Annotated in this window: 22 protein-coding genes and 1 pseudogene; 13 read left to right on the plus strand and 10 right to left on the minus strand. The window is 39.9% G+C overall.

The genetic code is table 11. The annotated features are described in order from the left end of the window. Positions 1-592: 592 nt before the first annotated feature. From B5D46_RS06570 to fbaA, 5 genes are all read left to right on the plus strand, one after another. Positions 593-1,624: a hypothetical protein gene (locus B5D46_RS06570; RefSeq protein ID WP_078928791.1), complete on the plus strand. Its 1,032-nt coding sequence runs from the start codon at positions 593-595 to the stop codon at positions 1,622-1,624. Next, positions 1,605-4,793, plus strand: coding sequence for a protein kinase family protein (locus tag B5D46_RS06575; protein ID WP_078928792.1), 3,189 nt, complete (start codon positions 1,605-1,607; stop codon positions 4,791-4,793). The genes B5D46_RS06570 and B5D46_RS06575 overlap by 20 nt, the downstream gene beginning before the upstream one ends. A gap of 71 nt (positions 4,794-4,864) precedes the next feature. Then, complete coding sequence (locus tag B5D46_RS06580) at positions 4,865-5,314, plus strand: type III secretion system chaperone (protein WP_159443042.1); 450 nt, start codon at positions 4,865-4,867, stop codon at positions 5,312-5,314. Between the two features lie 419 nt (positions 5,315-5,733). After that, entirely contained in the window at positions 5,734-6,900 is a 1,167-nt protein-coding gene (locus B5D46_RS06585; protein ID WP_074943449.1) for a phosphoglycerate kinase, read from the plus strand. 84 nt (positions 6,901-6,984) lie between these two features. Beyond that, complete coding sequence (fbaA, locus tag B5D46_RS06590; RefSeq protein ID WP_031491427.1) at positions 6,985-8,067, plus strand: class II fructose-bisphosphate aldolase; 1,083 nt, start codon at positions 6,985-6,987, stop codon at positions 8,065-8,067. Between the two features lie 163 nt (positions 8,068-8,230). On the opposite strand, the gene fliD is transcribed toward fbaA, so the two are convergent. Both fliD and lysC read right to left on the minus strand, forming a co-directional pair. Beyond that, entirely contained in the window at positions 8,231-9,766 is a 1,536-nt protein-coding gene (gene fliD / locus B5D46_RS06595; protein ID WP_078928794.1) for a flagellar filament capping protein FliD, read from the minus strand. 151 nt (positions 9,767-9,917) lie between these two features. Continuing rightward, positions 9,918-11,273, minus strand: a complete 1,356-nt coding sequence (gene lysC, locus B5D46_RS06600) for a lysine-sensitive aspartokinase 3 (RefSeq protein ID WP_078928795.1) — start codon at positions 11,271-11,273, stop codon at positions 9,918-9,920. Positions 11,274-11,429: 156 nt separating this feature from the next. Here lysC and B5D46_RS06605 point away from each other — a divergent pair, with 156 nt between their 5' ends. Genes B5D46_RS06605 through B5D46_RS06615 form a run of 3 tightly spaced genes read left to right on the plus strand, consistent with a single transcriptional unit; the run spans position 11,430 to position 13,099 of the window. Further along, complete coding sequence (locus tag B5D46_RS06605) at positions 11,430-12,164, plus strand: AzlC family ABC transporter permease (RefSeq protein ID WP_143675620.1); 735 nt, start codon at positions 11,430-11,432, stop codon at positions 12,162-12,164. Continuing rightward, a complete protein-coding gene (locus B5D46_RS06610) occupies positions 12,157-12,465 on the plus strand; it encodes an AzlD domain-containing protein (protein WP_078928797.1) in 309 nt (102 codons plus the stop codon). Before B5D46_RS06605 ends, B5D46_RS06610 begins: the two co-directional genes overlap by 8 nt. Positions 12,466-12,505: 40 nt before the next feature. Further along, positions 12,506-13,099, plus strand: a complete 594-nt coding sequence (locus B5D46_RS06615) for a hypothetical protein (protein WP_078928798.1) — start codon at positions 12,506-12,508, stop codon at positions 13,097-13,099. A 47-nt stretch (positions 13,100-13,146) separates the two neighbouring features. Here the strand turns inward: B5D46_RS06615 and B5D46_RS06620 are convergent, their stop codons facing one another. From B5D46_RS06620 to B5D46_RS06635, 4 genes are all read right to left on the minus strand, one after another. Next, positions 13,147-13,980: a M48 family metallopeptidase gene (locus tag B5D46_RS06620; RefSeq protein ID WP_078928799.1), complete on the minus strand. Its 834-nt coding sequence runs from the start codon at positions 13,978-13,980 to the stop codon at positions 13,147-13,149. Between the two features lie 154 nt (positions 13,981-14,134). Beyond that, complete coding sequence (gene minE / locus B5D46_RS06625; protein ID WP_031491435.1) at positions 14,135-14,404, minus strand: cell division topological specificity factor MinE; 270 nt, start codon at positions 14,402-14,404, stop codon at positions 14,135-14,137. A gap of 16 nt (positions 14,405-14,420) precedes the next feature. Next, entirely contained in the window at positions 14,421-15,389 is a 969-nt protein-coding gene (gene minD, locus B5D46_RS06630; protein ID WP_078928800.1) for a septum site-determining protein MinD, read from the minus strand. Positions 15,390-15,405: 16 nt separating this feature from the next. Beyond that, positions 15,406-16,263 (minus strand): septum site-determining protein MinC, encoded by an 858-nt coding sequence (locus B5D46_RS06635; protein WP_078928801.1) that lies wholly within the window; start codon positions 16,261-16,263, stop codon positions 15,406-15,408. Positions 16,264-16,553: 290 nt separating this feature from the next. Here B5D46_RS06635 and B5D46_RS06640 point away from each other — a divergent pair, with 290 nt between their 5' ends. The 3 genes from B5D46_RS06640 to B5D46_RS06650 all read left to right on the plus strand — a co-directional run bounded on the left by B5D46_RS06640 (position 16,554) and on the right by B5D46_RS06650 (position 19,179). Beyond that, positions 16,554-18,098: an alanine/glycine:cation symporter family protein gene (locus B5D46_RS06640; RefSeq protein ID WP_078928802.1), complete on the plus strand. Its 1,545-nt coding sequence runs from the start codon at positions 16,554-16,556 to the stop codon at positions 18,096-18,098. Between the two features lie 241 nt (positions 18,099-18,339). Continuing rightward, positions 18,340-18,816 (plus strand): NADAR family protein, encoded by a 477-nt coding sequence (locus B5D46_RS06645; protein WP_078928803.1) that lies wholly within the window; start codon positions 18,340-18,342, stop codon positions 18,814-18,816. Between the two features lie 36 nt (positions 18,817-18,852). Beyond that, complete coding sequence (locus B5D46_RS06650) at positions 18,853-19,179, plus strand: YcgL domain-containing protein (protein ID WP_031492493.1); 327 nt, start codon at positions 18,853-18,855, stop codon at positions 19,177-19,179. Here the strand turns inward: B5D46_RS06650 and B5D46_RS12515 are convergent. From B5D46_RS12515 to B5D46_RS06670, 4 genes and pseudogenes are all read right to left on the minus strand, one after another. Further along, positions 19,180-19,338, minus strand: a pseudogene (locus B5D46_RS12515) (type II toxin-antitoxin system YafQ family toxin); the annotation flags it as partial. It lies immediately after the preceding gene. A 121-nt stretch (positions 19,339-19,459) separates the two neighbouring features. Further along, a complete protein-coding gene (locus B5D46_RS06660; RefSeq protein ID WP_078928827.1) occupies positions 19,460-19,723 on the minus strand; it encodes a type II toxin-antitoxin system RelB/DinJ family antitoxin in 264 nt (87 codons plus the stop codon). A gap of 216 nt (positions 19,724-19,939) precedes the next feature. After that, complete coding sequence (locus B5D46_RS06665; protein WP_078928804.1) at positions 19,940-20,572, minus strand: MBL fold metallo-hydrolase; 633 nt, start codon at positions 20,570-20,572, stop codon at positions 19,940-19,942. Positions 20,573-20,599: 27 nt separating this feature from the next. Next, positions 20,600-21,805 carry a class I SAM-dependent rRNA methyltransferase gene (locus B5D46_RS06670; protein ID WP_078928805.1) on the minus strand — a complete coding sequence of 402 codons (1,206 nt, stop codon included), beginning with the start codon at positions 21,803-21,805 and terminating at the stop codon, positions 20,600-20,602. Between the two features lie 161 nt (positions 21,806-21,966). Between B5D46_RS06670 and B5D46_RS06675 the strand changes: the two genes are divergently transcribed. Continuing rightward, entirely contained in the window at positions 21,967-23,190 is a 1,224-nt protein-coding gene (locus B5D46_RS06675) for an efflux RND transporter periplasmic adaptor subunit (protein WP_031492489.1), read from the plus strand. After that, positions 23,190-25,148, plus strand: a complete 1,959-nt coding sequence (locus B5D46_RS06680; RefSeq protein WP_078928806.1) for a MacB family efflux pump subunit — start codon at positions 23,190-23,192, stop codon at positions 25,146-25,148. The genes B5D46_RS06675 and B5D46_RS06680 overlap by 1 nt, the downstream gene beginning before the upstream one ends. Positions 25,149-25,152: the final 4 nt, after the last annotated feature.

Consider the following 25,152-nt stretch of genomic DNA (forward strand, 5'->3'; position numbering starts at 1 on the left):
AAATCCAATGATGACAGAGTTGGAGCCATGAATATTCAGAATCTTGGAAAGAGATGGCTGTCAGGAGAAAAGAATCCTAGATACAAAAAGGATAAGAACTGATTAAGAGTAAACTCTTTTTCAAAGCGGGCATTGTCAATTGTCCGATGATGCTGGCAGTGTAGGAAGATTACCAATTGGTATCGCTTGTACCTATATTATGCTGACTAGCAAGCCCTCGGATTTATCCGAGGGTATTTGACCATGCAACCTTTTTGTATACAGTCATGCAGACTGTTTTCTCCACTTCCTTTATGACATCGGGCCATACTCAGTCATGGGGAGTAAGTAAAAAAAAATAACCATAAGAAAAGTCAGAATAAACATCTTAAGCTCCATCACATTATCGTATACTATATTAACGTAGTTCAAAAAGATAATCTGTTCTCATGTTTTTTATATGATTATTAATGTTAATAAGACCTCAAAATAAAGAAAAAGGTCAGATTTATCCCCTTTATAGTGATATAAAGAGTAACTTTTTTTAATTTAACGATAAATAATACTTTCTGAGTATTTATTAACCAATTTACAACTGAACAGGATATAAGGTATGTCTGATAATTTTTCACTTCGTGAATTCAATTACATAGCATCTGGAGAGTACAACGCAGGTCAGATTGATATTGCGCCTGATGAACAGGGAAAAATGAAACTCACCAAGGTAAACAATCACATAAAAAAAATTGAATTAAACAATGTGGCAATCTCAAAAGAAAATATTCTCCGAGTAAAGCAGGCCTTCATTGATGCTCTTGAAAAAGGCGGAGTTGATCCTCTAAATATCTCTGAAATTCGAGAGAAAATCGGTATTCCTTCAGTTATAGATATAGATGCTGTTGGCAGAGAGAAAAGCGCCGAACTCGCACAGCGTCGACTTGAACCACTGACCCGTCAGCAGGTAAGAGAGATACTCGATGAATATGCATACAGTGGCAGAGATTGTTTCAACGGTATTAATGGACAAAACGGTGAAGAACAGGAGATTGCCTATAACACTCGCTTCATGAGTAAGAAAAATGCTGCAAAAAGAGATCTAACCAATACATTAAACAAAAACATCAAGACCAAGGCATATAAAACTAACTTTGCGCATACTCTTGACCTCCTGACTCTAAAATCTTCTCTGACCAAAATCGGAAATACCCGCAGTAGCCTGATTAGAGGTCTTAATGCGGAAAACAACAGAGTAGCAGACCATACTTCCTTATGTAACAGTTATAAGAATTATTTCTCTCAGGCATTATCTCTTCTAAAAGAAGGAAAAAATGAAAGTGAAAGCTTCCGTTTATGCAACCAGACAGTAAAACTGATAAAAGAAAATAACGGAAATGTATCCGCAATGGTAGGAGAAGGCGCAACTGCCACAAAAATCCAGCTCGGATACGATGTTCCTAGGTTAATTAACCTACTCATGGGACAGGTTGCTGTTGATCAGGAATTTCTGGGCGCATCAAACGTTAAAAGCCTTCTAAATCAGGTTTACGACAAAGATCTCGAAGGTACCCTTACCGCAGCAGACCACTCAAGTCTGACAAGACAGTTCGCTACCATCATTTTAGCCAATGAGGGCAGGCGATCTTAACTTTGATCATGTATTCCGAGGAAATTACAATACCGGACTACTGGTTGAAGTTGCAGAACATGCTCTTGATGGAAACATAGCAACAGCTGAGCAGGTTGAACGTTATCATGCCGAACTGGTAAAAAACAACAGTGGTCTTACCGATGAAATGAAGGCTATGCTTGCAGATGTAGCAACCATTCCTTTAAAAGCAAACAAAGAGGATCAGCTATTTGATGTAAAACCTCCTATCGTCGGTGAGATTCATGAAATTGCTCAGGAGATACACGTTGATGCTCCTCTTGAGAATCGTACGGTACCAGTTAAAGAAATCAAAAATTTTGTAGCAGATCTGGTTTTCTCCGATGACACCATGGTGGCAGATGTTGTTATTAACCGACCAGGAGAAACCATGCGTAACATTCTTACAGCAGATAAGAATATCCACGCATTTGCAGAGATTGTAAAAAATCCAGATGTACTTCAGGAAGTATCTTCTACAGAGGTTGTTCCTGTGTTAAAGGACGGCTTCAATAAGATCAGAGATATTCTGCTTCCTCTTTATGCAGCCTCAGAGGGAAAAAACATCGAAGAGGCATTAAATGATCCTCAGTATCTGCAGAAGTTCTCTGCATTTCTGAAAAACCAGGAAACCCTGCCAGGAGTGGAGCTTTCCAAGTTCGACAACATTATTCAGAACATGGCAAATCGCGGCTGTGAAAACATTCAGTCTTTCATCAACAAGGTTTTCAAGACTGGAGTCCAGGATCTGAATGCTCAGGGCGGTATCACCACCGAACCATACAAAAATAAGACTGCAGCTCAGATTAAGGAAGAGCTTGATGCAAAGAGTCTGAACAAGATCCTCGATGATGCATCTACTGACGCCACAGTACCAGGTCAGGTTGGACTGTTCAAGCAGGTTTTAAGTGAATACTTTATAAATATGTCAAAGGCCGATAAGCGCTCATCCTTCGCAGCTGCACTGCGTTATGCTGATACCTTCGAATTTAAGGACAAGAAGGGAGTACAACTTACCGGAGATGCACTGAACAGTGCCAAGAATGCAGCCCTGAATAAATATACAGGAGCTATTCTTAAGGGAACAAGTCCTCTTCTCCAGAAAATGATGCAGGGACTCCCTAAGTCAGTTATGGGAGAATTTGCTGATGCTCTTGATGATATGAAATCAAGTCTTGCTCCAATTCCACGAAAGATTGTTCAGGCTCACATGATGAAAATGATTAAGTCTAACAATAATATCGTTGATATATCAGTAGACCAATCTTTAGGAGCCGCTTCCGTTGGTGAAGCATTCTTATGCCATTTCAGCATCAAGGGAGAAGATGGCAAAATCAGAAAATCCCCTTATGTGGTTAAGCTGATGAGACATGATGCTGAGCAGAGAGTAAACAGAGAGGCAGAAATATTCACTGCCGCTGCAGCCAAGATTGGTCCTGGTATGCTCAAGACCTGGGAAGGTCAGCTTCAACAGTATATGAAGGAATTTGATTTCACCACCGAAGCTCAGAACACTAATGAAGGTTATGAGATATACCATGTTTTCAACAATCGCCAACATCCAGCATATGCTATTGCGCCTAACGTAGACTGCATGAAGGTTGCTTCAGAGGTGGTTCCTCCTTCAAAGAATGCTCTTGTAATAACCAAGGCTTCAGGTCAGACCGTAGATAAGTTTTTCAAGGAATGCACAACAAGTATTCAGAATGCGGTTGCATCACTGTATCAGCGTGATCCTGTAACAAATAAGGTTTTATGGGATAAAGAAACAAAGAAACCTCTTTTAAAGGAGAAATTCTCCACTGCAGCTCCAGGTTTGATTCATAGAGAAGTATCCTCAGAGTTTGTTACCCTGAAGAATGCACACACCAAGATTCTTCAGGCAGCCCGTCAATGGTTCAGTGAAGCTGTACTGGGCAGCGGAAAATTCCATGGTGACTGCCATGCCGGTAATATCATGATTTCAGGCGGACAGGCTACCTTCATTGATTTTGGAAATCTGTACAAGCTCGAAACCAAACCTGCCCTGGATGCGGATGGTAAAGCTGTTACAGATAAGAATGGACAGCCTGTGATGTTGGATGAACGCAGCGAACTACTTCGTCTGATCATAGGTGCCACCCTGCGCCGTAAGGACTTCTTCATGAAGGGGTTTGAAAATCTTCTGTCTCCTGCAGGAAAATCAGCTTTAGCAGCAAATCGAGATAAGGCTGAAGCAATTGTTGAATCACTGCTTTCAAAAGGAGCTTTCTCCTTTGATGTATGCTACAGATTACAGGGAGCTATTTCTGAACTGCAGAAGCTTGGTCTGGAACTGCCTCCACAGATTAACTGCTTTGTTCAGTCCATGACTCGTCTTCAGAATACCGTGGCTGAAATGAATACTATTATGAATCAGTGTAAGCAGCTTCTGGAAACGGCTGATAATATTGAGCTTGATCCTGACAAGGGACCTACCGATGAATGTGATATTCTGGGAAAGATGCAGTATTTCAGCCTTACAAAAGAGGGAAAGAAAATGGTTGAAACTGGTGATGAAGAGATCCCTAATTATTCCCTCAAGATAACTGAAATTGAGAAGAAAGGAAATTTCCAGGTGGGAGGAGACTACTTCAATACCGTGAAAGACAGAATTGCAAACGCAAAAGATCCTGTAAAAACAGTAGAGGAACTTATTTCAACAACCCTCGAGAAACTGGATCCTGAACACAGTGATATTGACAAGAATACTCAAACAAAGTTCGAGGAAATTATCAGTGAATTCAAGACTGTTATGCTGTTAAATCCAACTCCAGAAGAAAAGGAGTCTGCCATCATGCAATTTGTAACAGAATACTGTACAGGTGTAGCAACTTCTGTAAATATGCTAGGCAATTCATATCTTCTAGATGAGCAGGCAAATAATGCCAAGGCAGAAGTTCCTGATTCATTTGCAAGCGTAATCATGAAGACATTCTTTGATAATGTTGATGTGGCATCAGAACTTATCAACAATACTTTTGCAGAAGATGGACTTAGTCTGGCAAACTCAGCAAGAGAAATCGCAAAGGACGAACTTGGTTTAGGATTCTTTGGATCAATGTTACCAAGCAATGTTTTAAATGCAATTGTGAACGATACACATAATATGGGAGGAGATAACTCCTACCAGCTGGATATAGGTATTTAGACTTTGTTTTAGTCGTAGAAATTCCTCTTTCTGCGACATATAAGTCATAAAGATACAAGGAGATACATACAGTGAATTTTTCCAAGATTATAAAAAAACTTAGTACTGTACTTGATGTGGAACTTGAAAATGCTGGAGGAGTATGCGGAATTGAAATAGATGGAATTCCTGTAATTATGCAGGATTGCAACGATCTGATTTTACTAAGGTCCGATCTTGGAGTACTTCCAGAGAAAAACCGAGAGCGTATATTGTCAGCATCACTTGAAGCAAACTATCTTTATCAGGGGACCGGAGGCTGCACTCTGGCAATCAATGGAGATACCGACCACCTTTGCATACAGCGTTATGATTTCAATGAAAGACTGGACAGCCCTGATGATATAGCCATTATGATTCAGAAATTTGTTTATGCTTGCAAAATCTGGAAAAGCATGCTTGACGATACAAATGAACAGACTACAGAAAACAACATCACAAAGAAAGAGAATTCACTGTTTGAGAGCGGAATAATGCCTTGAAAAGAGGCTTAAAAAAAAGCATCCTGCTGAAAAAATACAGCACTAGCTAGATTTGACATCTACACAGTCTTTAGCCATGTGGAGATGTCAGTCAAAAAAGATCTATCCTATTTCATTCCATTAACAGTATATCCTGTTGTTTTAGCGTTAACGTTTTGTGAAGACCGTTGTTTGTCTTAAAAGACACATAAAAAACAACTTGACGTTTCTGCGCTGTGATGGGTCAGAACTATGATTAAAATCAAATAAAAAAAGTGATCTTGTTAACGCTTCTATACAATTTACGAAAATTTGTTTCAAAATAGCTAAAAATACACGCTAGAAATTGAAATGTTGTAAACATGTGCTAAAATCTAACACTGTTAAAGCTTAGTTTTAAAGTCTAACAAAGACGATTTATATACGAGGAAAAACGAACTATGGCAATTAAAAAGATGACCGACCTTGACCTGAAAGGCAAGCGCGTTCTAATCCGTGCTGATTTAAATGTACCTTTAAAGGATGGTAAGGTTCAATCAGATAAACGTATTATGGCTACATTACCTACAATTAAGAAGGCTCTGGAGCAGGGCGCTAAGGTAATGGTTATCTCTCACCTAGGCCGTCCTGAAGAGGGCGTTTATGCTGAGGAGTTCTCACTAAAACCTGTTGCAGATTACATCGCTACTAAGCTTCCTGGTGTAAATGTTCGTTTAGAAAAAGATTACTTAAACGGTGTTGACGTTAAAGAAGGCGAGTTAGTTGTTCTAGAGAACTGCCGTTTCAACAAGGGCGAGAAGAAGAACGCTGAAGACCTATCTAAGAAGTACGCTGCTCTATGCGACGTATTCGTAATGGATGCTTTCGGTACCGCTCACCGTGCACAGGCTACTACCTACGGTGTAGCTCAGTTCGCTCCTGTTGCATGTGCTGGTCCTCTACTAGCTGCTGAGCTAGAGGCTCTAGGCAAGGTAATGGATAACCCAGCTCGTCCAATGGTTGCAATCGTTGGTGGTTCAAAGGTTTCAACCAAGCTAACCGTTTTAGATACCTTATCAAAGGTTTGTGACCAGTTAATCGTTGGCGGTGGTATTGCTAATACCTTCATCGCTGCTGCTGGTAACAAGGTTGGTAAGTCTCTATGTGAAGAAGACTTAATTCCAAATGCTAAGGAACTAGCTTCAAAGACTCAGTTACCTGAGTTCGTTGATGTTGTAGTTGGTAAAGAGTTTGATGAGAAGACTCCTGCTGTTACCAAGGATCTGAAGGATATCGCTGATGATGATATGATCTTCGACCTAGGCCCTAAGAGCATGGCTAACATCAACAAGGTTATCAAAGAGGCTAAGACCATTCTTTGGAACGGCCCTGTAGGCGTATTCGAGTTCGAGCAGTTTGCTGCTGGTACCAAGTCAATGTCACAGGCTATCGCTGAGTCTGCTGCATTCTCAGTTGCTGGTGGTGGTGATACCATCAACGCAATCCAGAAGTTCAATGTTGCTGACAAGATTTCTTACATTTCAACTGGTGGCGGTGCTTTCCTTGAGTTCGTTGAGGGCAAGAAGTTACCAGCTGTTGAAATCTTAGAGAAGAGAGCAGCTGAATAATAGCTTTTCATGATAATGCCAGTCTATTTGACTGGCATTTGTCTGTAGAATTTTTCTTTATTTTTAATAAAAGGTAATAATCTTATGACTAAGATTTTAGACGTTATCAAGCCAGGTGTTGTAACTGGTGAGAATCTTCAGAAGTTATTCAAGCTAGCACGTGAGAATGGTTATGCATTCCCATCAGTAAACTGTGTTGGTACTGATTCAATCAACGCTGTTATCGAGGCTGGTGCAAAGGCTCGTTCAGCTGTTATGGTTCAGTTCTCAAACGGTGGTGCTCAGTTCATCGCTGGTAAGGGCTTGAAGTCAGATATTCCTCAGTTCGCTGCTATCAAGGGTGCTATTTCTGGTGCTCTTCACGCACGTAACGTTGCTGAGTACTACGGTGTTCCTGTAGTAGTTCACACTGACCACTGCGCTAAGAAGTTATTACCATGGATCGACGGTCTATTAGATGCTGGCGAGCAGTACTACAAAGAGCACGGTGAGCCATTATTCTCATCTCACATGATCGATCTTTCAGAGGAATCATTAAAGGACAACGTTGACATCTGCTGCAAGTACTTAGAGCGTATGTCAAAGATCGGCATGACTCTAGAGTTAGAGTTAGGCTGCACCGGTGGTGAGGAAGACGGTGTTGACAATTCAGGTAAGGATGAGTCAGCTCTTTACACCCAGCCAGAAGACGTAGCATATGCATATGAGAAGTTATCAGCTATTTCTCCTAACTTCACTATCGCTGCTTCATTCGGTAACGTACACGGTGTTTACAAGCCAGGTAACGTTAAGTTAAAGCCAACCATTCTACGTGACTCTCAGAAGTATGTTCACGACAAGTTCCACACTGAGTCAGAGAAGCCTCTAAACCTAGTATTCCACGGTGGTTCAGGTTCAACTGAGCAGGAAATCCGTGAGTCAGTATCATACGGTGTTATCAAGATGAACATCGATACCGATACTCAGTGGGCAACATGGGATGGTATCCTACAGTTCTACAAGCAGAACGAGAACCGTCTACAGAGCCAGTTAGGTGATGGTACCGATCCAGACGTTCCAAACAAGAAGTTCTACGACCCACGTGTATGGTTACGTAAAGGCCAGGAATCAATGGTTGAGAGATTACAGGAAGCATTTGAGCGCTTAGGTTCAAAGGATTCTCTATAATTTTGAGATCATAGTTATTTACATTAGCTGTAAATGACAGAGAGGCACAGATTCATATGAGTCTGTGCCTTTTGTTTTTTGAATTCCTAAAAAGGTAACCAGTTTAAAAAAAACAAAAAAAAATGGAGGCATAAGCCTCCACCGAATTTGTTTTATGGAAATTTTAAGACGAGCTCTTGCTTGAAGCATTGACGCTAGATATTACATTTGACAGGTAAGACAGGGAAGTCTGATAACTTGCCATCAGAGAGTCCAGATTACCATATTTGGTTCTGAGACTAGCCTCGTATGCTTCTAATATTTCGGTATTTCTATTTTCTTTCTGCGTCCAGTAGTCACTCTGACTCTTAAGCTCAGTTTCTCTATCTGTGAGTAGTCCACCGAATTTTGTATACTCATAAACCTGATCAGATATCTTGTCAATCAGACCATCACTATCGGTGAACAGTCTCTCTACTGCATTAATATTGTCATTTAATGCTTTGCTGAATTTTTCTGTGTCTAATGACAGAGTTCCGTCCTTGTTATACTCAAGTCCGCATGAATAGTAATCAAGTCCGCTTTCGTCAGCACTACCTCTTGTAACAAGAGAAATCAGATTATTCTGTAGAGCCTTTACCTGTGAATCACCTGCAAGGTCACCACCGTCGTAGTTGTTCTTACCATCTGTATAGGTATTTCTTTGTGTAAGGGTATTCAGTGTAGACATCAGACTGTTGTAGGCATTTACAAATGACTGAATCTTTGCTGCTGCAGCTGAATCATCTGAGGTAATATCTACCTGATATGATTTTGATCCTTCTTCACCATTTACTGTTTCTTTCTCGGATTCTCTCTGAGCTACAATCTCAACACCTGCAATCTGATCCTTAAATTCATTTGTATGTGAGGTAAGCCTATTACCGTCTACTGTAATAACTGCATCCTGTCCTGAAGAATATGTCCAGGTATTACCATTTGACGTAAATTTGCCATTACTATCACTGCTTTCTGTGTCTGAGTGGTTAACTGCTAGAAGACTTAATGAATCCTTGCCCTCAGTGCCACTGGCGTTTGATACAGAGATTGAAAGGTTCTGAGTATCAAGACCAGTTTCTCCAGCTACAAGAGAGAAAGAGTATCCATCAGATGTCTTAATAACATTACAGCTAACACCATAGGAGTTATCTTTACTGGTGTTGATTCTTCTACGGATAAGTTCTAAGGTATCGCCTTCAGAGATCTCAACTTCAAATGAACGCTCGTTACCCTCATCATCCTGGCCAAGGCTGATGGTTAAGGTTCCTGCTTCAAATGAGTTATTAAAAACAGTTTCTTCGCCATTTTCTTTTGTAGATTTTGTAGCGATTTTTGTTGAAATAGACTCGGCTTTTGCAAGCTGATTAACAGCTACAGACATGCTGGTATTTGAGCAGTCTGATTTTGCAGTAATAGAAAATGCAGTATAGTTAGAGGATTGAGAGGTTGTAATCTTGTGGGTATTTAATACATCAATACCTTTAGAATTATCAATAGTAGATTTGAAAGACTTAAGCGCAGAAGTCAGCTTTGAAACACCTTGCTGCTCGATTTCTACTTCAGCCTTTTTAACAGTTACTCTTTTATTGAGTAGATTTTTTCTGGATGAAACCATTGCAGAAATGATTGATTCAAAATCATTTCCTGAACCTGTACCTGCATTTGTTACTATTGAAGCCATAATCTCTAACCTCTTTATCCCTATAAAATTATTATAGGTTAATCCCTCTCTCTCTACTTAACGGCATTTATATGTGAGATCTTTATATCTGAAATAAAAAAAAGCTTTTCTCTTTGAGAGAAAAGCTTTGCAATAGTTATGCCAGAAGTATTTAGTCTTCTAATAACTGCTCATGTAATGCGACTAGGGCATCTGAGGTATCGCCGTCCTTAAGCAGGAAGCATAGGTTATGCTTTGATGCGCCGTAGCAGATCATTCTTACAGAGAAAGACTTGATAGAGTCAAACGCTTTGGTAATAACACCTGCATTCTCGGACATCTTATTGCCAATGATGGCAATAAGTGGCAATCCTGTTTCAACCTTAACATGGCAGAATTGACGTAATTCATTTAGCATGTTTTCACTAATCTGTGCAGAACCTGAGGTGCTGGTTCCGCCGTCAATAGTAACAGCAATTGAAATTTCTGATGTTGAAACCAGATCAATTGAATGATTGTATTTTGCAAATACTGCGAATACATTTGCCAAGAAACCAGTTGCACCAACCATAACAGGAGAAGAAAGAATAATCAGAGTCTGATTCTTTCTTAGTGCCAGAGCTCTGAAGTTAGGCTGAGACTCAGTCTCATATCTAACCCAGGTACCGCCTTTTTCTGGTTCACGTGATGAACCTACAAAAATAGGGATCTTCTTCTCAACAGCAGGTAGCATTGTTGAAGGATGCAGAACTTTTGCACCGAAATTTGCCATTTCAGCAGCTTCAATATAAGTAAGCTCTGGAATAGGGCGTGCATTTTTTACGATGCGAGGATCGGTGGTGAATACACCTGGAACATCAGTCCAGATTGAGATGGTAGCAACACCAAGAGCATCACCAAGTAGGGCTGCGGAGTAATCGGAGCCGCCTCTACCTAGAGTTGTGGTCTCACCGATGATATTAGAACCGATAAAGCCCTGAGTGATAATAACAGTTGAGTCACTGATTAAAGGCATCAGCTTATCGCGGGTTAATACACGGATATCATCTGTCAGAGGTTTTGCTCTGCTGAACTTGGAGTCAGTTCTCATTACCTCTCTAACATCGAACCATGTTGCGTCAGTTCCGAAGTGCTTGAATAGGGCGACGAACAGGTAAGATGACATTAACTCACCGTGAGAAACAAGACTGTCGGTTAACTGATCTGATGTCTGTTTTGCAGCCTGAGCAGTCTGTTCTCTAATCTCCTTAATGTGTCCTTCTACGAACTCCCTAAGTTCATCTTGATTGTCTAAATGTGAAATAATATCTTCATGGATACTGCGAAGTTTTGCGATGATCTCTTCAACTCTTTCGTTGTTGCATTTTCCTGATGCAAGCTCAACAAGAAGATTGGTAACGCCTGCACATGCGCTCACTACGACAACGCGTGATTTTTTATTGCCGATGACAACCTTGTAGCTTGAAGACATTGCTTCAAAATTTCCTACAGAAGTTCCACCAAACTTTGCTATATCTAAATTTTCCATATATTATTATGTATCCAAAATTTGTTATCGAAAAAAACTTGCATACATACATATTAAAAAGACTTAAGATCTTTATCAATTGTAATATACATTATGTCCATAATAGTGCATAATGGCACCTAAAAAGAGCAGAATGAACAAAAAGTGGAACCTGAATTGAACAATAAACAACTTTTTTTGTTAGGGGCTAGACATTCCATTCCAATTTGCCTTGGATACATCTCAGTTGGTACTGCTTATGCAGTAATGGCTATGCAGTCTGGCTATACCCAGTTTCAAACTATTCTAATGTCAGTCTTCAGCTACAGCGGCTCTGGACAGTTCTTTGCTGTAACCATGGCAAAGGAGCACTCCTCTCTAATCGCAATTGCCTTAGGCCTGTTTTTGCTGAATTTCAGATATTTCATTATGAGTACCTGTATATTCTCAAGATTTGAAAAGCTCTCTAATCTATCAAGAGCTGTTTTCGCTCACTATGTTACAGATGAGCCTTTTGCCATATTTACAACAGCGCCAAAGGAACTGGTAAGGCTGTCATATTTATCAGGTCTGGTTCTGACATCATGGTTCTCGTGGATTCTGGGAGCTGTAATTGGCGCGACTGCTAATGACTATCTGCCGGTTGATCTTGTTAATGCTATGAATGTGGCTTTATATGCGCTTTTCATAGCGATTATTGTTCCACCTGCAAAGGTTGACTTTAAACTGATGCTGATAATCGTCAGTGCAGCTGTAATGAATATTGTTCTTACTTTATTTATGAATGCCTGCTGGGCTATTCTTGTAACAATTGTCTGCAGTTCTCTGGTTGGCGCCTTATTTATGGATAATAAAAAATCTGCAGCTAAAGAGATGTCTGAAGTAAAGAGTCAGGAGAATTTAAATGGATAGTAATTACTACCTTTATATTATTCTTATATCTTTTCTGGTTACCTATCCAATCAGAGCTATACCAGCACTGTTTATATCTAAGCTTTCTTTAAGCTCATACTGGCAGCGTGTTCTTGATCTTGTTCCATACACCGCTCTTACTGCTTTAGTGTTTCCCGGTATTTTCTACTGCGTCGAAAATAATCAGTATGCTGGTTATATTGGAGCAATTTTTGCGATCATTGCTGCTCTTTGTAAAATGTCTTTATCTGTAGTTGTGCTTATTGCCGTAGTTTCGGTTTATTTATCCATCATAATTTAAGTTTTTCAACTATAAGAGAGATATAGACAAAGGAATATATATGCTTAAAAATCGTAGGAAACCCGCAGATGATTCAGCATACAATCCTTATGAATGTGCAGCTCAGCTTAAGGATTTGCTTGTAGAATCTAATCTTTCACCAATCATGACAATGGTTGTGTATGAGTTTTTGTCTGATGTAATCGAACATAAAGTTCCTCGTGATGCTTCAATTTACGAGTATATTCAGAAATGCTTCGAGGAAAAATTAAGATTCGTTATTCTGGATACAAATTCTGAAGCTGAAATCAGAAACAAGGCAAAAGCTTATCTGATCCTGCTTCTGGAGATTATTTCCCATTCCAGATTTGTCGAAGGTATTGATATAGATTTATACCGTGTGAAGATGGATGGGGCTGAAACCAGTGTCAAAGTTAGATTTGATGCGAAGAATTTTAAGGTTGATAAACGTGGATATGAGTTTATTGAAAATGTAAATCAGATTAAGGAGAAAAATCAGTCTGGTTCACAGCTTATATCTTCACTAAGCAAATGTACAACTGATGCTGTTGACTATATTCTTGAGCGCTACAAGTCTCACGCTGATAAATTCGATGATGGCGATGTCATCGTTATCGATTCAATTCAAGCCTAATTCTAATATCCGAGAGCAATACTCTCGGATATGATGAGCCTTTCTACTTAGATTTCAGATTTTAGACCGTACTTGTCGATTAAAGCCTGAAGATCCTTGTATCTCTTCTCTGATGTAGGGTGAGTGCTGGTTATTGAATTTAGCAAAGATGTTGCCTTTGAATTACCTGCACCTGATGCTGCGGTTACCTTCTTTTCATAAGCATCCATCTTCTTCATAACGCTGACTGCACCCTGAGGATTGAAGCCTGCCTTATACATCAGCTCAAGTCCGTATTTGTCAGCCTCGCTTTCCTGATCACGAGAGAATGGTAGGGCAACTGTAGCATTGTAAACAGCATTTGCTGAATCGGTAATAGTTGAGCTTACTCCAAACAGACCTGCAACAGAGGTAACACCTGACTGTACCATTGCTTTACTCATTGCTTCTCTAGAGTGCTCCTTTAGAGCATGAGAGATTTCGTGTCCAATAATAGCTGCCATCTCATCATCTGTCAGGCTTAGCTCTTTGATAAGACCTGTATAAACGACAATTTTGCCGCCAGGCATACACCAGGCATTAACAGTGTTGTCTTTGATGGTGTTTACTTCCCACTGCCAGCTGCTGCAGTCTTCTCTTAGGGAAGGAGCAACCTTGATAAGCTTTTTGGAAATGCTGTTTACTCTTTTTGAGTAGTTTGAAGTGGTATCAAGTTTATTTTGGCTCTTGGCATCTGCAATTACTTTTTTGTACTCTTCAGCTGACTGAGCGTTAATTGTCTGCTCTGAAACCAGCATGAACTGATTTCTATCCTCACCAAACATTGATTTTGTAGTCTGAGCACATGATGAAAGAAGTGCACAGCCTACTAAAGCTGAAGCTATTAGATTTGTGTATTTCATTTTTATTGTTCCGATTAAAGAATCTTACCCGCTCTTGTTTTAACAAGTCTGCTGGCAGTTATAGAACATTTCTTATAGAAAAAAATTAGATGGGAGCGAAAAAAATATTCTCGCCCATAAAAAACGTCCTCAAAGGAGGACGTCTTATCTTGAGCTAATCTCTCTTTAGAGAAACAGACATTTCCATAATGGAAGTGTTGTCTTTATTAGCAATGTTGAATTCTACATCCTGTTCAGAGTCAATTTTGATGTACTTCTTTAGTACTTCGAAAATTTCCTGTCTTAGTTTAGGCATGTAATCAGGAGTGTCTCTGCCTGCTCTGTCGCTGATCAGAACAACACTTAAACGCTGTTTTGCTGATTCAGCTGAGCTCTCATTCTTGTCTCCGAAAATGGCATCGGAGATTGCCTTTAATAATGACATGCTATCTCCTTATTTATTATTTTTTAAAGATTTTTGCGAAAATACCTTTCTTCTCTGTAACAAATCTTAAAGGAACTTCATTGCCAAGAAGTCTTTCAACGGCATCACCGTAAGCCTTACCTGCGTCTGAAGCCTCGTTCAGAATGATTGGGTTACCAGAGTTAGATGCCTTTAGAACATCCTCTGACTCAGGGATAACACCTAATAGAGGAATAGTTAAAAGTTCCTGAACATCTTCTACAGATAGCATTTCAGATCTCTTAACTCTGCTTGGAACATAACGGGTTAACAGTAATTTTGCTGCAACTGGTTCCATTTCAAGTTCTGATCTGCGTGATTTTGCATTAAGAATACCGATGATACGGTCTGAGTCACGAACTGATGATACTTCTGGGTTGGTGGTTACGATTGCTTCATCTGCAAAGTACAGAGCCATTAGAGCTCCGGTTTCGATACCTGCAGGAGAATCACAGACAACGTATTCGAAGTTCATGCTGTCAAGCTCACGGAATACCTTCTCAACACCCTCAAGAGTCAGAGCATCCTTGTCTTTGGTCTGTGAAGCAGGCAGAACGAACAGATTCTCTACGTGACGGTCTTTGATTAGAGCCTGATTTAACTTAGCTTCATCCTGAATTACGTTGATGAAATCATAAACAACGCGACGCTCGCAGCCCATGATCAGGTCAAGATTTCTTAAACCTACGTCGAAGTCTAGAACTGCAGTCTTGTGACCTTTCTGTGCAAGACCGGTTGCAATAGCTGCTGATGAAGTGGTTTTACCTACACCGCCCTTACCTGAGGTAACAACGATAACGTGTAAATTCTTGAAAGGCTCTTTGCTGATAGCTGGTTTTGCTTCCTTCTTTTCTTCAGCTTTGGTCTCTTCTACCTTAGCCTCTTCCTTTTCAGAATCATTTGCCGCTAAAACTTCTTCAACTTTCTTTTCAGCGTCATCTTCTTTCTTAACGATTTGATCTGCCATATTTTTTTAATCCTTGTTAGAATCTCGATTGAATTGTTTGTACGTCTTTTACGTGGCAGTAGTTTAAACTTCTGCCGTTTAGTGAAACTATTACTGAACTATCTTCTCCATATAATGATTTTAAGGACTGGTTATTCTCCATATCATCAGCTGTCTGATAATTACCAGCGATTGCAACCAGAGTAGGCTGGAATACGCCACTGACGTAAATTATGCCTTTCTCATAACCATCTGTATCCTTATCCTTTGGAGAACCTGCGTAGACTTCACCATGCATATCTCCAAATACAAACACATTATGGCTTGCAATAATTCTGGCTGTTCTAGCCACATTACCTAAAATCAAAACTGAAGTATCAGGAGCACTTATGCATTCACCTGAACGGAGAGAGTGGGATACCACCATCATTGGCTCAGTGACTCGGACCTCATATGGGACCTTTACTTCATAAGGCTCAGGAATATGTACAGGAACCTTTACTTCCACAGTTTTAGTGATAACTCTAGGCTTGAAATTCTCTTCACGCATTCTTGCGAACTTAGTAGAGTTAACTATAGGAATGTTCCTTTCTATTAATGTTTTGGCTCGGTCTTCTGTCAGAATTCCTGAAATACCGATCAGAAACAGTCCGTAATTCTTGCAGGTTGAGGATAAAAGCTCGAAATCAAGATCCTTAAGATAGTCGATATTCGCTGCATCAATAACAACTGGAGAATTACGATAAATTTCTGCACGGGGTAAAACCTTCTGCTCTAACAGTTCGGTAAGTTCTTCTACAGTTCCTTTGTGCATTTCAATAGTGTTAAAAGAATATCCTGTTCTTGAAATGCTAGCGCCCATGTTTGTGTCGCCAGTATCTGCAAAAGAGTCCATTTACCTGCCTTATTTATCTATTATTCCTTATCAAAAAACTATCTTACCATAATGGTCAAAAAATGTATTGTTTATGACGGGGAGAAACTTATTTTTTATATTACGGAATACAAAAAATAATAGTTAGGTCGGATTTTTGAAAATTCAATTAAACATTTTTTTATTTTCAAAATTTTTTTCTCACCAAAATGGGCAGAAAATGCCTATTTTTTGTGAAAATTAAATAAACAAAAAGTTGGTGGTAAACTATCGCAGTTAACTGCTAACTATAATTACAAAGAGATTTAAACATGCTAGATATATTGAATTCATTGGTTAATGATGTCAGTGGATTTTTATGGACATATATTGTCATAACTCTATTGATTGCCATTGGTCTATATTTTACCTTCAGTTCTGGAATAGTTCAGATCAAGTATTTCTTTGAGATGATGCGTGTTTTAAAGCACGGTATTACCGGACAGAAAAAGAAAGGTAAAGAGGTAAGTTCATTTCAGGCATTCTGTATCAGTACCGCATCACGTGTAGGTGTTGGTAATATTGCTGGTATTGCTATTGCAATTACTCTTGGCGGTCCAGGAGCTATTTTCTGGATGTGGGTGATTGCCTTAATCGGAAGTGCAACCGGTTTTGTCGAGAGTACTCTGGCTCAGATTTATAAGGTTCCTTTCAGTGTCGGCGGATATCATGGCGGTCCGGCATACTACATTAAGAATGCTTTACGTCAGCCTTTTGTTGCTGCAATCTTCGCAGTTTTAATCAGTATTACTTTCTCTCTGACCTATAACTCAGTTCAGTCAAATACCATTACCAGTGCAATTGTTGTTGCCTTTGACCTTGAGTCATCACTTGATGGCTATGCTAACTACATCACCGGTCTGGTTTTATGTATCCTTGTTTCAATGGTTATTTTCGGCGGTGTTCAGAGAATTGCAAGAGTTACAGAGTTTATGGTTCCAATTATGGCAATTCTGTACCTCCTGATCGCTATTGTAATTATCTGCATGAACATTTCTGCTGTGCCTGATATGCTGTATCTGATTGTTCACGATGCATTCCATCCTCAGCAGGCTGTTGCTGGCGGTTTTGGTGCTGCAATTCTGACAGGTGTTAAGAGAGGTTTATTCTCAAATGAGGCTGGTGAGGGTTCTGTTCCAAATGCAGCTGCATGTGCAACAACTTCCCATCCTGTAAAGCAGGGCCTGATTCAGGCTTTCGGTGTTTTCATCGATACTCTGGTTATCTGTACAGCATCTGCAGCAATTGTTCTGCTGTCAAATCAGTATGAAATTGGTGGAGACTTAACTGGTATCAATCTGATTCAGTCATCTCTAACATCTCAGCTTGGTGCATGGGCAGGATACTTTATGACCTTTACCATTGTGCTGTTTGCTTTCAGCTCAATTATCGGTAACTATTACTATGGTGAGGTTAATATTCAGTTTCTGACCAAAAATCTATTCATCATGAGCATATTCAGAATTTTTGTTGTTGCCATGGTGTTCTTTGGTTCTTACGCAAGTCTCTCTCTTGTTTGGGATCTTGCAGACTTATTTATGGCTCTGTTAACCATTACCAATCTTTATGCAATTGTTAAGCTTTCCAAGTTTGTATTCATTGCATTAAAGGATTACAGACTCCAGCAGTCCCTAGGTATTAAGGATCCTGAATTCTCTCCATCAGTTTTACCTTCTACAGATGGTATTTATTCATGGGGTAATGAGGCTGAGTATCTGAGAAGTTTAGATGAAGAACCAACTGATGATGCCTTAGCTTCATGGGAACATGCCCGTCTTAAGAGAGAAAAGGCTCAGAGCTTCTGTCATCAGAGATAATCTTTAATTACCTTTTCTATGAACGCTGTCAGTGAGTAAGATCATTGACGGCGTTTTTTTTGTGATTTCAAAGAATTAATTTCAATTGTCGTGATAAAGTAGTAAAGAAAAAACTATATAGATAATGTATAGTTATTAGCAGTTTTTATTGAGTCTTTTCCTTAACGGATAATTGGGAAATGTCAAAAGTCATTCTTGATTAGGATCTGGAACTTGCTATAAAGAAGGTAGGTGCTCTTTAATGTCGGTTGTATGTTTTCATAATCCAGATGAGGAAAACGGAGTCTTCAGCAACTGGTATCTGTCTAATTTTACCATTGAAGATCGTACTTTCTCTTCGATGGAACAGTATATGATGCTTAAAAAGGCAGAATGCTTTTGCGATACTGAGATTGCAGATAGAATTATGTCCTCCTCTAATGTTGCTGAAATTAAGAAACTAGGTCGTCTAGTTCATAATTTTGATGAGAACTATTGGAACGGAGTTAGGCAGATTATTGTCTATGAAGGCCTTCTTGCAAAATTCCAGCAGAATGCCTCTTTAAAAGATTATCTTCTTGCAACCGGTGATGCTGTTCTGGCAGAGTGTGCTGTAAGAGATCTTGTATGGGGTATTGGACTTTCGATGTCTGATCCAAACAGGTTTGACAGAACAAAGTGGAAAGGTAAAAATCTTCTAGGCTATTCTTTGATGATGGTAAGAGCTAAAATAGCCTAGCAAATTCTATTTACGCAATGATTTTAGGATGAAAAAATGGCAGATAGACTGGTATTTGTATACAAAAGCAGAAATAAGCAGGGACGTTACCTTTATTTAAAAGAGAAGGATGTCTTTGCCCATATACCAGCAGGACTTCTTGATGCATTTGGAGTACCTGAGTTTGTAATGATGTTTGCCTTATCAAAGCATAAATCACTGCCTAAGGTAAAGGTTGAAGATCTTGAAGAAGCACTGGCTACCAAGGGATATTTCCTGAGAATTGATCTTGAGGATGTTGAAGAGAATCTGATCAATCAGGAAAGAAAGTACAGAGGTTTAGATCCTCTGTCTAAAGAAGAGCTGTCAGACCTTTTCAAATAACTACATACCGAATAAATCAGCATGAGTACCGGTTTCTGTAGCGGTGAGAATCAGTTTGTCTTTTTCAATTCTGTAGATAAGTAACCAATCTGGTTCAATGTGGCATTCTCTGAAATCGGCTTTGTCTCCTGAAAGCTGATGGTCTCGGTATCGTTCAGCAAGTTTCTGTCCACATTAAAGTATATCTAGAACATCTGTAAGCATTGAGATGTCTTTGCCTCGTTTTTTCATCAGCTTTAGATCTTTTTTCATTTTTTTTGTGAAATAAATTGTATACATGCTAATCCTCAAGCATTGCATTTACTGCATCTTTTGCTGAGTGATAAGGTCCATAGAGGTTAGTATGATTTCTTGCATCTTCCATAGCTTGTTTTGATTCTGATTGTTCTCTTCTGTGAGCTATGCTGAAAGGAAATCCATTATGTTCCTGTGCCATTGTCAGGAAAATTCTTATAGCGGTTGGAGTGTCTAATCCTAGTCCTGCAAATAAAGAATCAGAGCTTTTCTTTAAGTCGTCGTCAATTCTTACTTGTAAAGTAGCCATCATCAATTCTCCTTTGTGAGATTATCTTCTTTGTATTAATAATTATAGTATTTATATAGAATATACAATACAAATGTAATACAGGTGTATTTGTATTATGGTATTTTGTAAGTGCAATAAGATATAGATTCGATATACCGGATATTACACCGATAAAAACTTCATGAGAATAAGTTTCTTATTAGTAAAGAAGATCTGTCTGATCTGTTTAAATAATCAGACAGTATAAGGATTTCCTTCAATCTCATCTGCGATGGTACTGTTTGGTCCGTGACCTGACAGTACGTCAGTCTGAGGTGGAAGCTTGTAAAGCTTGTTTTTAATTGAATCAATCAGATCATCAAAATCTCCTAAAGGAAAGTCGGTTCTGCCGATTGATCCCGCAAATAGAGTATCTCCGCTAATAAGAAGTTTCTTTTCTTCACAATAGTAGCAGACACCACCTGGAGTATGACCAGGAGTGGTTATTACCTTGAATTTAAGACCGGTAATTGGTTCAAGTATCTGTCCGTCTGTAACCCACTGAGTATCAAATAACTCTGTTTTATCAAGTCCAAAGGCAATTGCCTGATTATCAAGTGTCTCATATAAAGGTCTGTCTTCAATTGCACTTCCATATACAGGAACCTTTTGCATAGAAAGCAGATCATGAACGCCGCCGACATGATCAAGATGCATATGAGTGATAAGAATAGCCTTTAAGGTAAAATCTCTATCCTTAATCTCTCCCATAATTCTGTCGGCATTGTCACCAGGATCAATTACACAGGCCTCTAAAGTTTCCTCGTTGTAGAAGATTCTGCAGTTCTGCATGAAAGGTGAAACGAAAACTGTCTTGTAATCAATCACGGTAAACTCCTTATTGTTTTTGATCTTCTACATTACTGCGATATCAAGACCTTTTAGGTAGAAGGTCTCAGGACATGGCAGAGATACAACATGATCCTCATCCTGACGAAGAGTTCCTACAACTCTGCCGTCAACCTTAGCATCTAAAGCAGCATCGGCAACAATCTTCTGGAACAGGGCAGGATCTACTAGACCTGAACATGAGAAGGTCAGAAGATGTCCTCCCTTCTTAACTAGCATCAGACCAAGACGATTGATATCCTGATATCCTCTGCATGCTTTCTTAAGATTTGCTGCAGACTCAGCAAACTTTGGAGGATCAAGCACAACAAGATCATACTTGGTGCCTTTTTCAACCTGCTCACGGAGGTAGGCGAATACATCTTTCTTTAAAAACTTGCAGCGACCAGGGTCAAGATGGTTAAAGGCAACACCTGTCTTGGCGGCATTCAGTGCATGCTCCGATACATCAACATTCTCTATCTTTGATGCTCCACCCTTAAGTGCCCATAGACCAAAGCCACCGGTATAGGAGAAGCAGTTTAGAACAGAAGCGTTCTTTGATAGTGAACCAACCTTGATTCTGCTCAGTCTCTGATCAAGATATGCTCCGGTCTTGTGACCGTTCTTGATGTCTACAGGAATATAAACCTGACCTTCTTCTTTTACATAAATGGTATCTTCAGGCTCTTTTCCTAAAATGACACCTTTATGCTCCTCAAGACCTTCCTTGGTTCTTGATTTGGTATCAGATCTTTCATAGATTGAACATTCTGGATACAGTTCATGCAGAGTAGAGACGATTACATCCTTGTAGTATTCCATACCGCATGATGAAATAGAGATAACAATGTATTCGTTGTATTTATCGGCAATAAGACCTGGCAGCAGATCTCCTTCTGATGAGACCAGTCGTACGCCGTCATTGCCTCGTGCAAAAACTCTTGCTCTTAACTGATTTGCCTGAACAATACGATCATGAATCAGTTCTTCGCTGATTTTTGTGTTCTCATCAAATGACAGTGCTCTGACTCGGATCTGAGAGCGAGGACTGTATAGACCGTACGCCAGAAAGTTCTCCTTATCATCCACTATGGTTACAGGTTCGCCGTTCTTAGGATCACCAGTAACAGACTGAATTGCTTTTGAGAAAACCCATGGGTGATGACGTAGTAGAGATTTCTGTCTGTCAGCGTTGAGTTTTACTACAGCTTTTGAAGATGAATCGGTCATAAATTGCCTTAAATTAGTTAGTTAATACAATCAAAAATCAAAAAAAAGTTTGTTAGTTAATTCTATCGAATAATATATTATGGTAGCTAAGTTTGCACTAAGTGAATGTCCATATATTCAGCGACATTATCTCACATTTTTCGGTTAAATAACGGTTTCATATGATTGCTCTCAAATCCATAAAAAATTCAAGAAATCTTAAAAGAAACGCTATTGTTGCATCAGTTCTGATTCTTGTCGGTGGTTATTTTGTATTCACTTCCTGTTCAAAATCAACAGTAACCTACATGACAACTTCAGCTCAGATACGAGATATTTCTAAAAAGGTTTATGCTACAGGAACCATTGAGGGCTCTACCATGGTTGATGTTGGTGCTCAGGTTTCAGGCCAGGTTATCAAACTGTATGTCAAAACCGGAGACGAGGTTAAAGCAGGTGATTTACTGTGTGAAATCGACCCTAAGATTTTAGAGACTTCACTTAAGACTGCAAAGGCATCAGTAGATATTATCGACGCTCAGATTGCATCAAAGAATGCTGAGCTTAAAAAGCTTTCCTTAGAAAATTCCCGTCAGAAACGTCTTGTAAAGATGGATGCAACCTCAAAGCAGGATGCCGAAGCTGCGCTTGCAAACTATGATATGGCTAAGGCTGCTTTAGATGAGCTTAAGGCTCAGAAGGAAAAGGCTCAGCTTTCTGTGGATGAAGCTGTAACCAACCTTGGTTATACCAAGATTTTAGCTCCTATGGATGGAACCGTATATGCAACGGTGGTATCTGAGGGACAGACCGTTAACGCCAATCAGACTACACCTACTATTCTGCGACTGGCTAATCTTGATACCATGAAGGTTGAAACCGAAATATCTGAGGCTGATGTGGTCAATGTCAAGCCTGGCATGGAGTGTACCTTTACAATTCTAGGACTTCCATACAGAACCTTTAAAGGAACCTTAGAGTCAATCGCTCCTGCTCCTTCAAGCTATGAGTCATCAAGTACGTCAACTTCATCAAGCTCTTCAAGTTCATCTAGCTCCTCAACTGCGATTTACTACAACTCAAATATTCTGACTGAGAATAAGGATAGAACCCTGCGTATTGATATGACAGCGGATGTGGTAATTGATATTGCCGACAAGAAGGGGGCTCTGGCTCTGCCTCTATCAACACTTCGTTCCTCTAAAGAAGATGTTGCAACTGTATATGTTTTAGAAGGAGCTGATCGCGTGGTTGAAAAGACTATTAAGACCGGTCTTAAGGATGATCAGTATATTGAAGTTCTCTCCGGTCTTACTTCAGATGACAGGGTTGTAATCGGTGATGATGTTAAAACAGCGGAAGCTGCAGCTGCTGAGAACGGCAGACGCAGAAGAGGTCCATTCTAATGGCACAGCCTATTCTGAAACTTGAGAATATTACCAAATCCTATGGTAGTGGAGTAGCCAAGGTTGAAGTACTTCACGGCATCAACCTTACCATAAACCGTGGAGAGCTTGTTGCCATTGTTGGACCTTCAGGCTCAGGCAAGTCCACTCTCATGAATATCATAGGCTGTCTTGATACTCCAACTACCGGAAGCTATCAGGTAGACGGCAATGATACCTTCAATATGCTGCCGGATGAACTTGCAGCTCTGCGTCGAGACTTCTTTGGCTTCATCTTCCAGCGTTATCATCTTCTAGGTCATCTGAATGCCCAGGAGAATGTACAGGTACCATCCATATATGCCGGTATCAAGGAAGATTCACGTTCTAAAAAATCAGTTGAACTCTTAACCAGACTTGGTCTTGAGGATAAGACTCTTAATAAGCCATCCCAGCTTTCTGGTGGTCAGCAGCAGCGTGTTTCCATTGCACGTGCTCTTATGAATGGCGGACAGATTATTCTTGCTGACGAGCCAACCGGTGCTCTTGATTCCAAGTCAGGTGCTGAGGTTATGGATATTCTGACCTCGTTAAATGCACAGGGACATACCGTCATACTTGTTACTCATGATCCTAAGATTGCAGCTCATGCTCATCGTGTGATTACGATTAAGGACGGTAACGTTGAGTCAGACAGTATCAATGAGTCTGTATCTGATCATCAGGATGTGGCTGAGAATAAGGAGATATCTTATGGCGATGAGATTAACTCCTTCCATGCCTATTTTGACCGTTTCCGTGAAGCTTACGTAATGGCAATCAGAGCTATGATTTCCAATCGTATGCGTACTCTTCTGACAATGCTGGGTATCATCATCGGTATTATGTCGGTGGTCTGCGTGGTAGCTCTTGCAAGAGGTGCTTCGGATAAGGTTATTGAAAATATCTCCTCAATGGGAACCAACACCATTACCATTATGCCCGGAGAGAAAATGGGTGATATGCGTTCAGGTAAGGTCAGAACCTTAAGTGTCAAGGATCTTAAGGCCTTAAAAGGTCAGCCATACTGCGATTCAGCCTCGCCAACTGTCCAGACATCATCCACAGTAAACCGACTGAATGTTGAGGCAAGTGTTACTGTATATGGTGTCAGTGAGGATTATTTCCGCGTATACGGTATGGAGATAGAGAGGGGCAGAATGTTCACCAAGGATGAGTCAGAGATGTCTCCTCAGTTTGGTGTCATTGACTACAACACCAAGAAGACCTTCTTCCCATATGAAGATCCTATCGGCAAAAGAATTCTTGTGAAAGGAAAACCTATAACTGTTATTGGAGTCCTGGTTAACAAGGAAGTTGCCTTCAGACCATCTGACAATCTGTATGTCTATATTCCATATACCACTCTGATGAACCGAATCATCAAGCAGAACTATATTTCATCCATTATTGTCAGAACCAAGGATGGATTCTCTCCTGCTGTTGCAGAGGCTTCAATTACGAATCTTCTAAAGACCAGACACGGACGAAAGGATTTCTTCCTGCAGTCCTCTGATACTATTATGAAGTCAATCTCTCAGACCACCGGAACCTTTACTCTACTGATTTCAGCGATTGCAGTTATTTCTCTTGTGGTAGGCGGTATCGGTGTTATGAATATCATGCTGGTTTCTGTTACAGAGAGAACCCGCGAAATCGGTATTCGTGTGGCAGTCGGTGCAAGAAGATCAGATATCATGACTCAGTTTCTCATTGAGTCAATTACCGTATGTATCATCGGTGGTCTTTTAGGTGTGATTTTCTCAATGATTCTTGGCTTTGTGCTTTCAATTGTGATGCCGGCAATTCCTTTGTCCTTCTCTGTGACCTCTATTGTTGTTGCGGTTATTACTTCGTCTATAATAGGAATTGTGTTTGGCTATATGCCAGCCCGTTCGGCTGCAAGACTGAATCCAATTGATGCGCTGGCTCGTGAATAAAAAT

The organism is Succinivibrio dextrinosolvens DSM 3072 (genome assembly GCF_900167015.1).
GTDB classification, from domain to species: Bacteria; Pseudomonadota; Gammaproteobacteria; order Enterobacterales; family Succinivibrionaceae; genus Succinivibrio; species Succinivibrio dextrinosolvens.

Coding starts and splice junctions, on each gene's coding strand:
- fliD (WP_078928794.1), bottom strand. CDS start 9,766: ATGGCTTCAATAGTAACAAATGCAGGTACAGGTTCAGGAAATGATTTT.
- B5D46_RS06575 (WP_078928792.1), top strand. CDS start 1,605: ATGAGGGCAGGCGATCTTAACTTTGATCATGTATTCCGAGGAAATTAC.
- B5D46_RS06635 (WP_078928801.1), bottom strand. CDS start 16,263: ATGGACTCTTTTGCAGATACTGGCGACACAAACATGGGCGCTAGCATT.
- B5D46_RS06610 (WP_078928797.1), top strand. CDS start 12,157: ATGGATAGTAATTACTACCTTTATATTATTCTTATATCTTTTCTGGTT.
- B5D46_RS06585 (WP_074943449.1), top strand. CDS start 5,734: ATGGCAATTAAAAAGATGACCGACCTTGACCTGAAAGGCAAGCGCGTT.
- lysC (WP_078928795.1), bottom strand. CDS start 11,273: ATGGAAAATTTAGATATAGCAAAGTTTGGTGGAACTTCTGTAGGAAAT.
- B5D46_RS06670 (WP_078928805.1), bottom strand. CDS start 21,805: ATGACCGATTCATCTTCAAAAGCTGTAGTAAAACTCAACGCTGACAGA.
- B5D46_RS06645 (WP_078928803.1), top strand. CDS start 18,340: ATGTCGGTTGTATGTTTTCATAATCCAGATGAGGAAAACGGAGTCTTC.
- B5D46_RS06620 (WP_078928799.1), bottom strand. CDS start 13,980: ATGAAATACACAAATCTAATAGCTTCAGCTTTAGTAGGCTGTGCACTT.
- B5D46_RS06640 (WP_078928802.1), top strand. CDS start 16,554: ATGCTAGATATATTGAATTCATTGGTTAATGATGTCAGTGGATTTTTA.
- B5D46_RS06650 (WP_031492493.1), top strand. CDS start 18,853: ATGGCAGATAGACTGGTATTTGTATACAAAAGCAGAAATAAGCAGGGA.
- B5D46_RS06680 (WP_078928806.1), top strand. CDS start 23,190: ATGGCACAGCCTATTCTGAAACTTGAGAATATTACCAAATCCTATGGT.
- fbaA (WP_031491427.1), top strand. CDS start 6,985: ATGACTAAGATTTTAGACGTTATCAAGCCAGGTGTTGTAACTGGTGAG.
- B5D46_RS06675 (WP_031492489.1), top strand. CDS start 21,967: ATGATTGCTCTCAAATCCATAAAAAATTCAAGAAATCTTAAAAGAAAC.
- minE (WP_031491435.1), bottom strand. CDS start 14,404: ATGTCATTATTAAAGGCAATCTCCGATGCCATTTTCGGAGACAAGAAT.
- minD (WP_078928800.1), bottom strand. CDS start 15,389: ATGGCAGATCAAATCGTTAAGAAAGAAGATGACGCTGAAAAGAAAGTT.
- B5D46_RS06570 (WP_078928791.1), top strand. CDS start 593: ATGTCTGATAATTTTTCACTTCGTGAATTCAATTACATAGCATCTGGA.
- B5D46_RS06615 (WP_078928798.1), top strand. CDS start 12,506: ATGCTTAAAAATCGTAGGAAACCCGCAGATGATTCAGCATACAATCCT.
- B5D46_RS06660 (WP_078928827.1), bottom strand. CDS start 19,723: ATGGCTACTTTACAAGTAAGAATTGACGACGACTTAAAGAAAAGCTCT.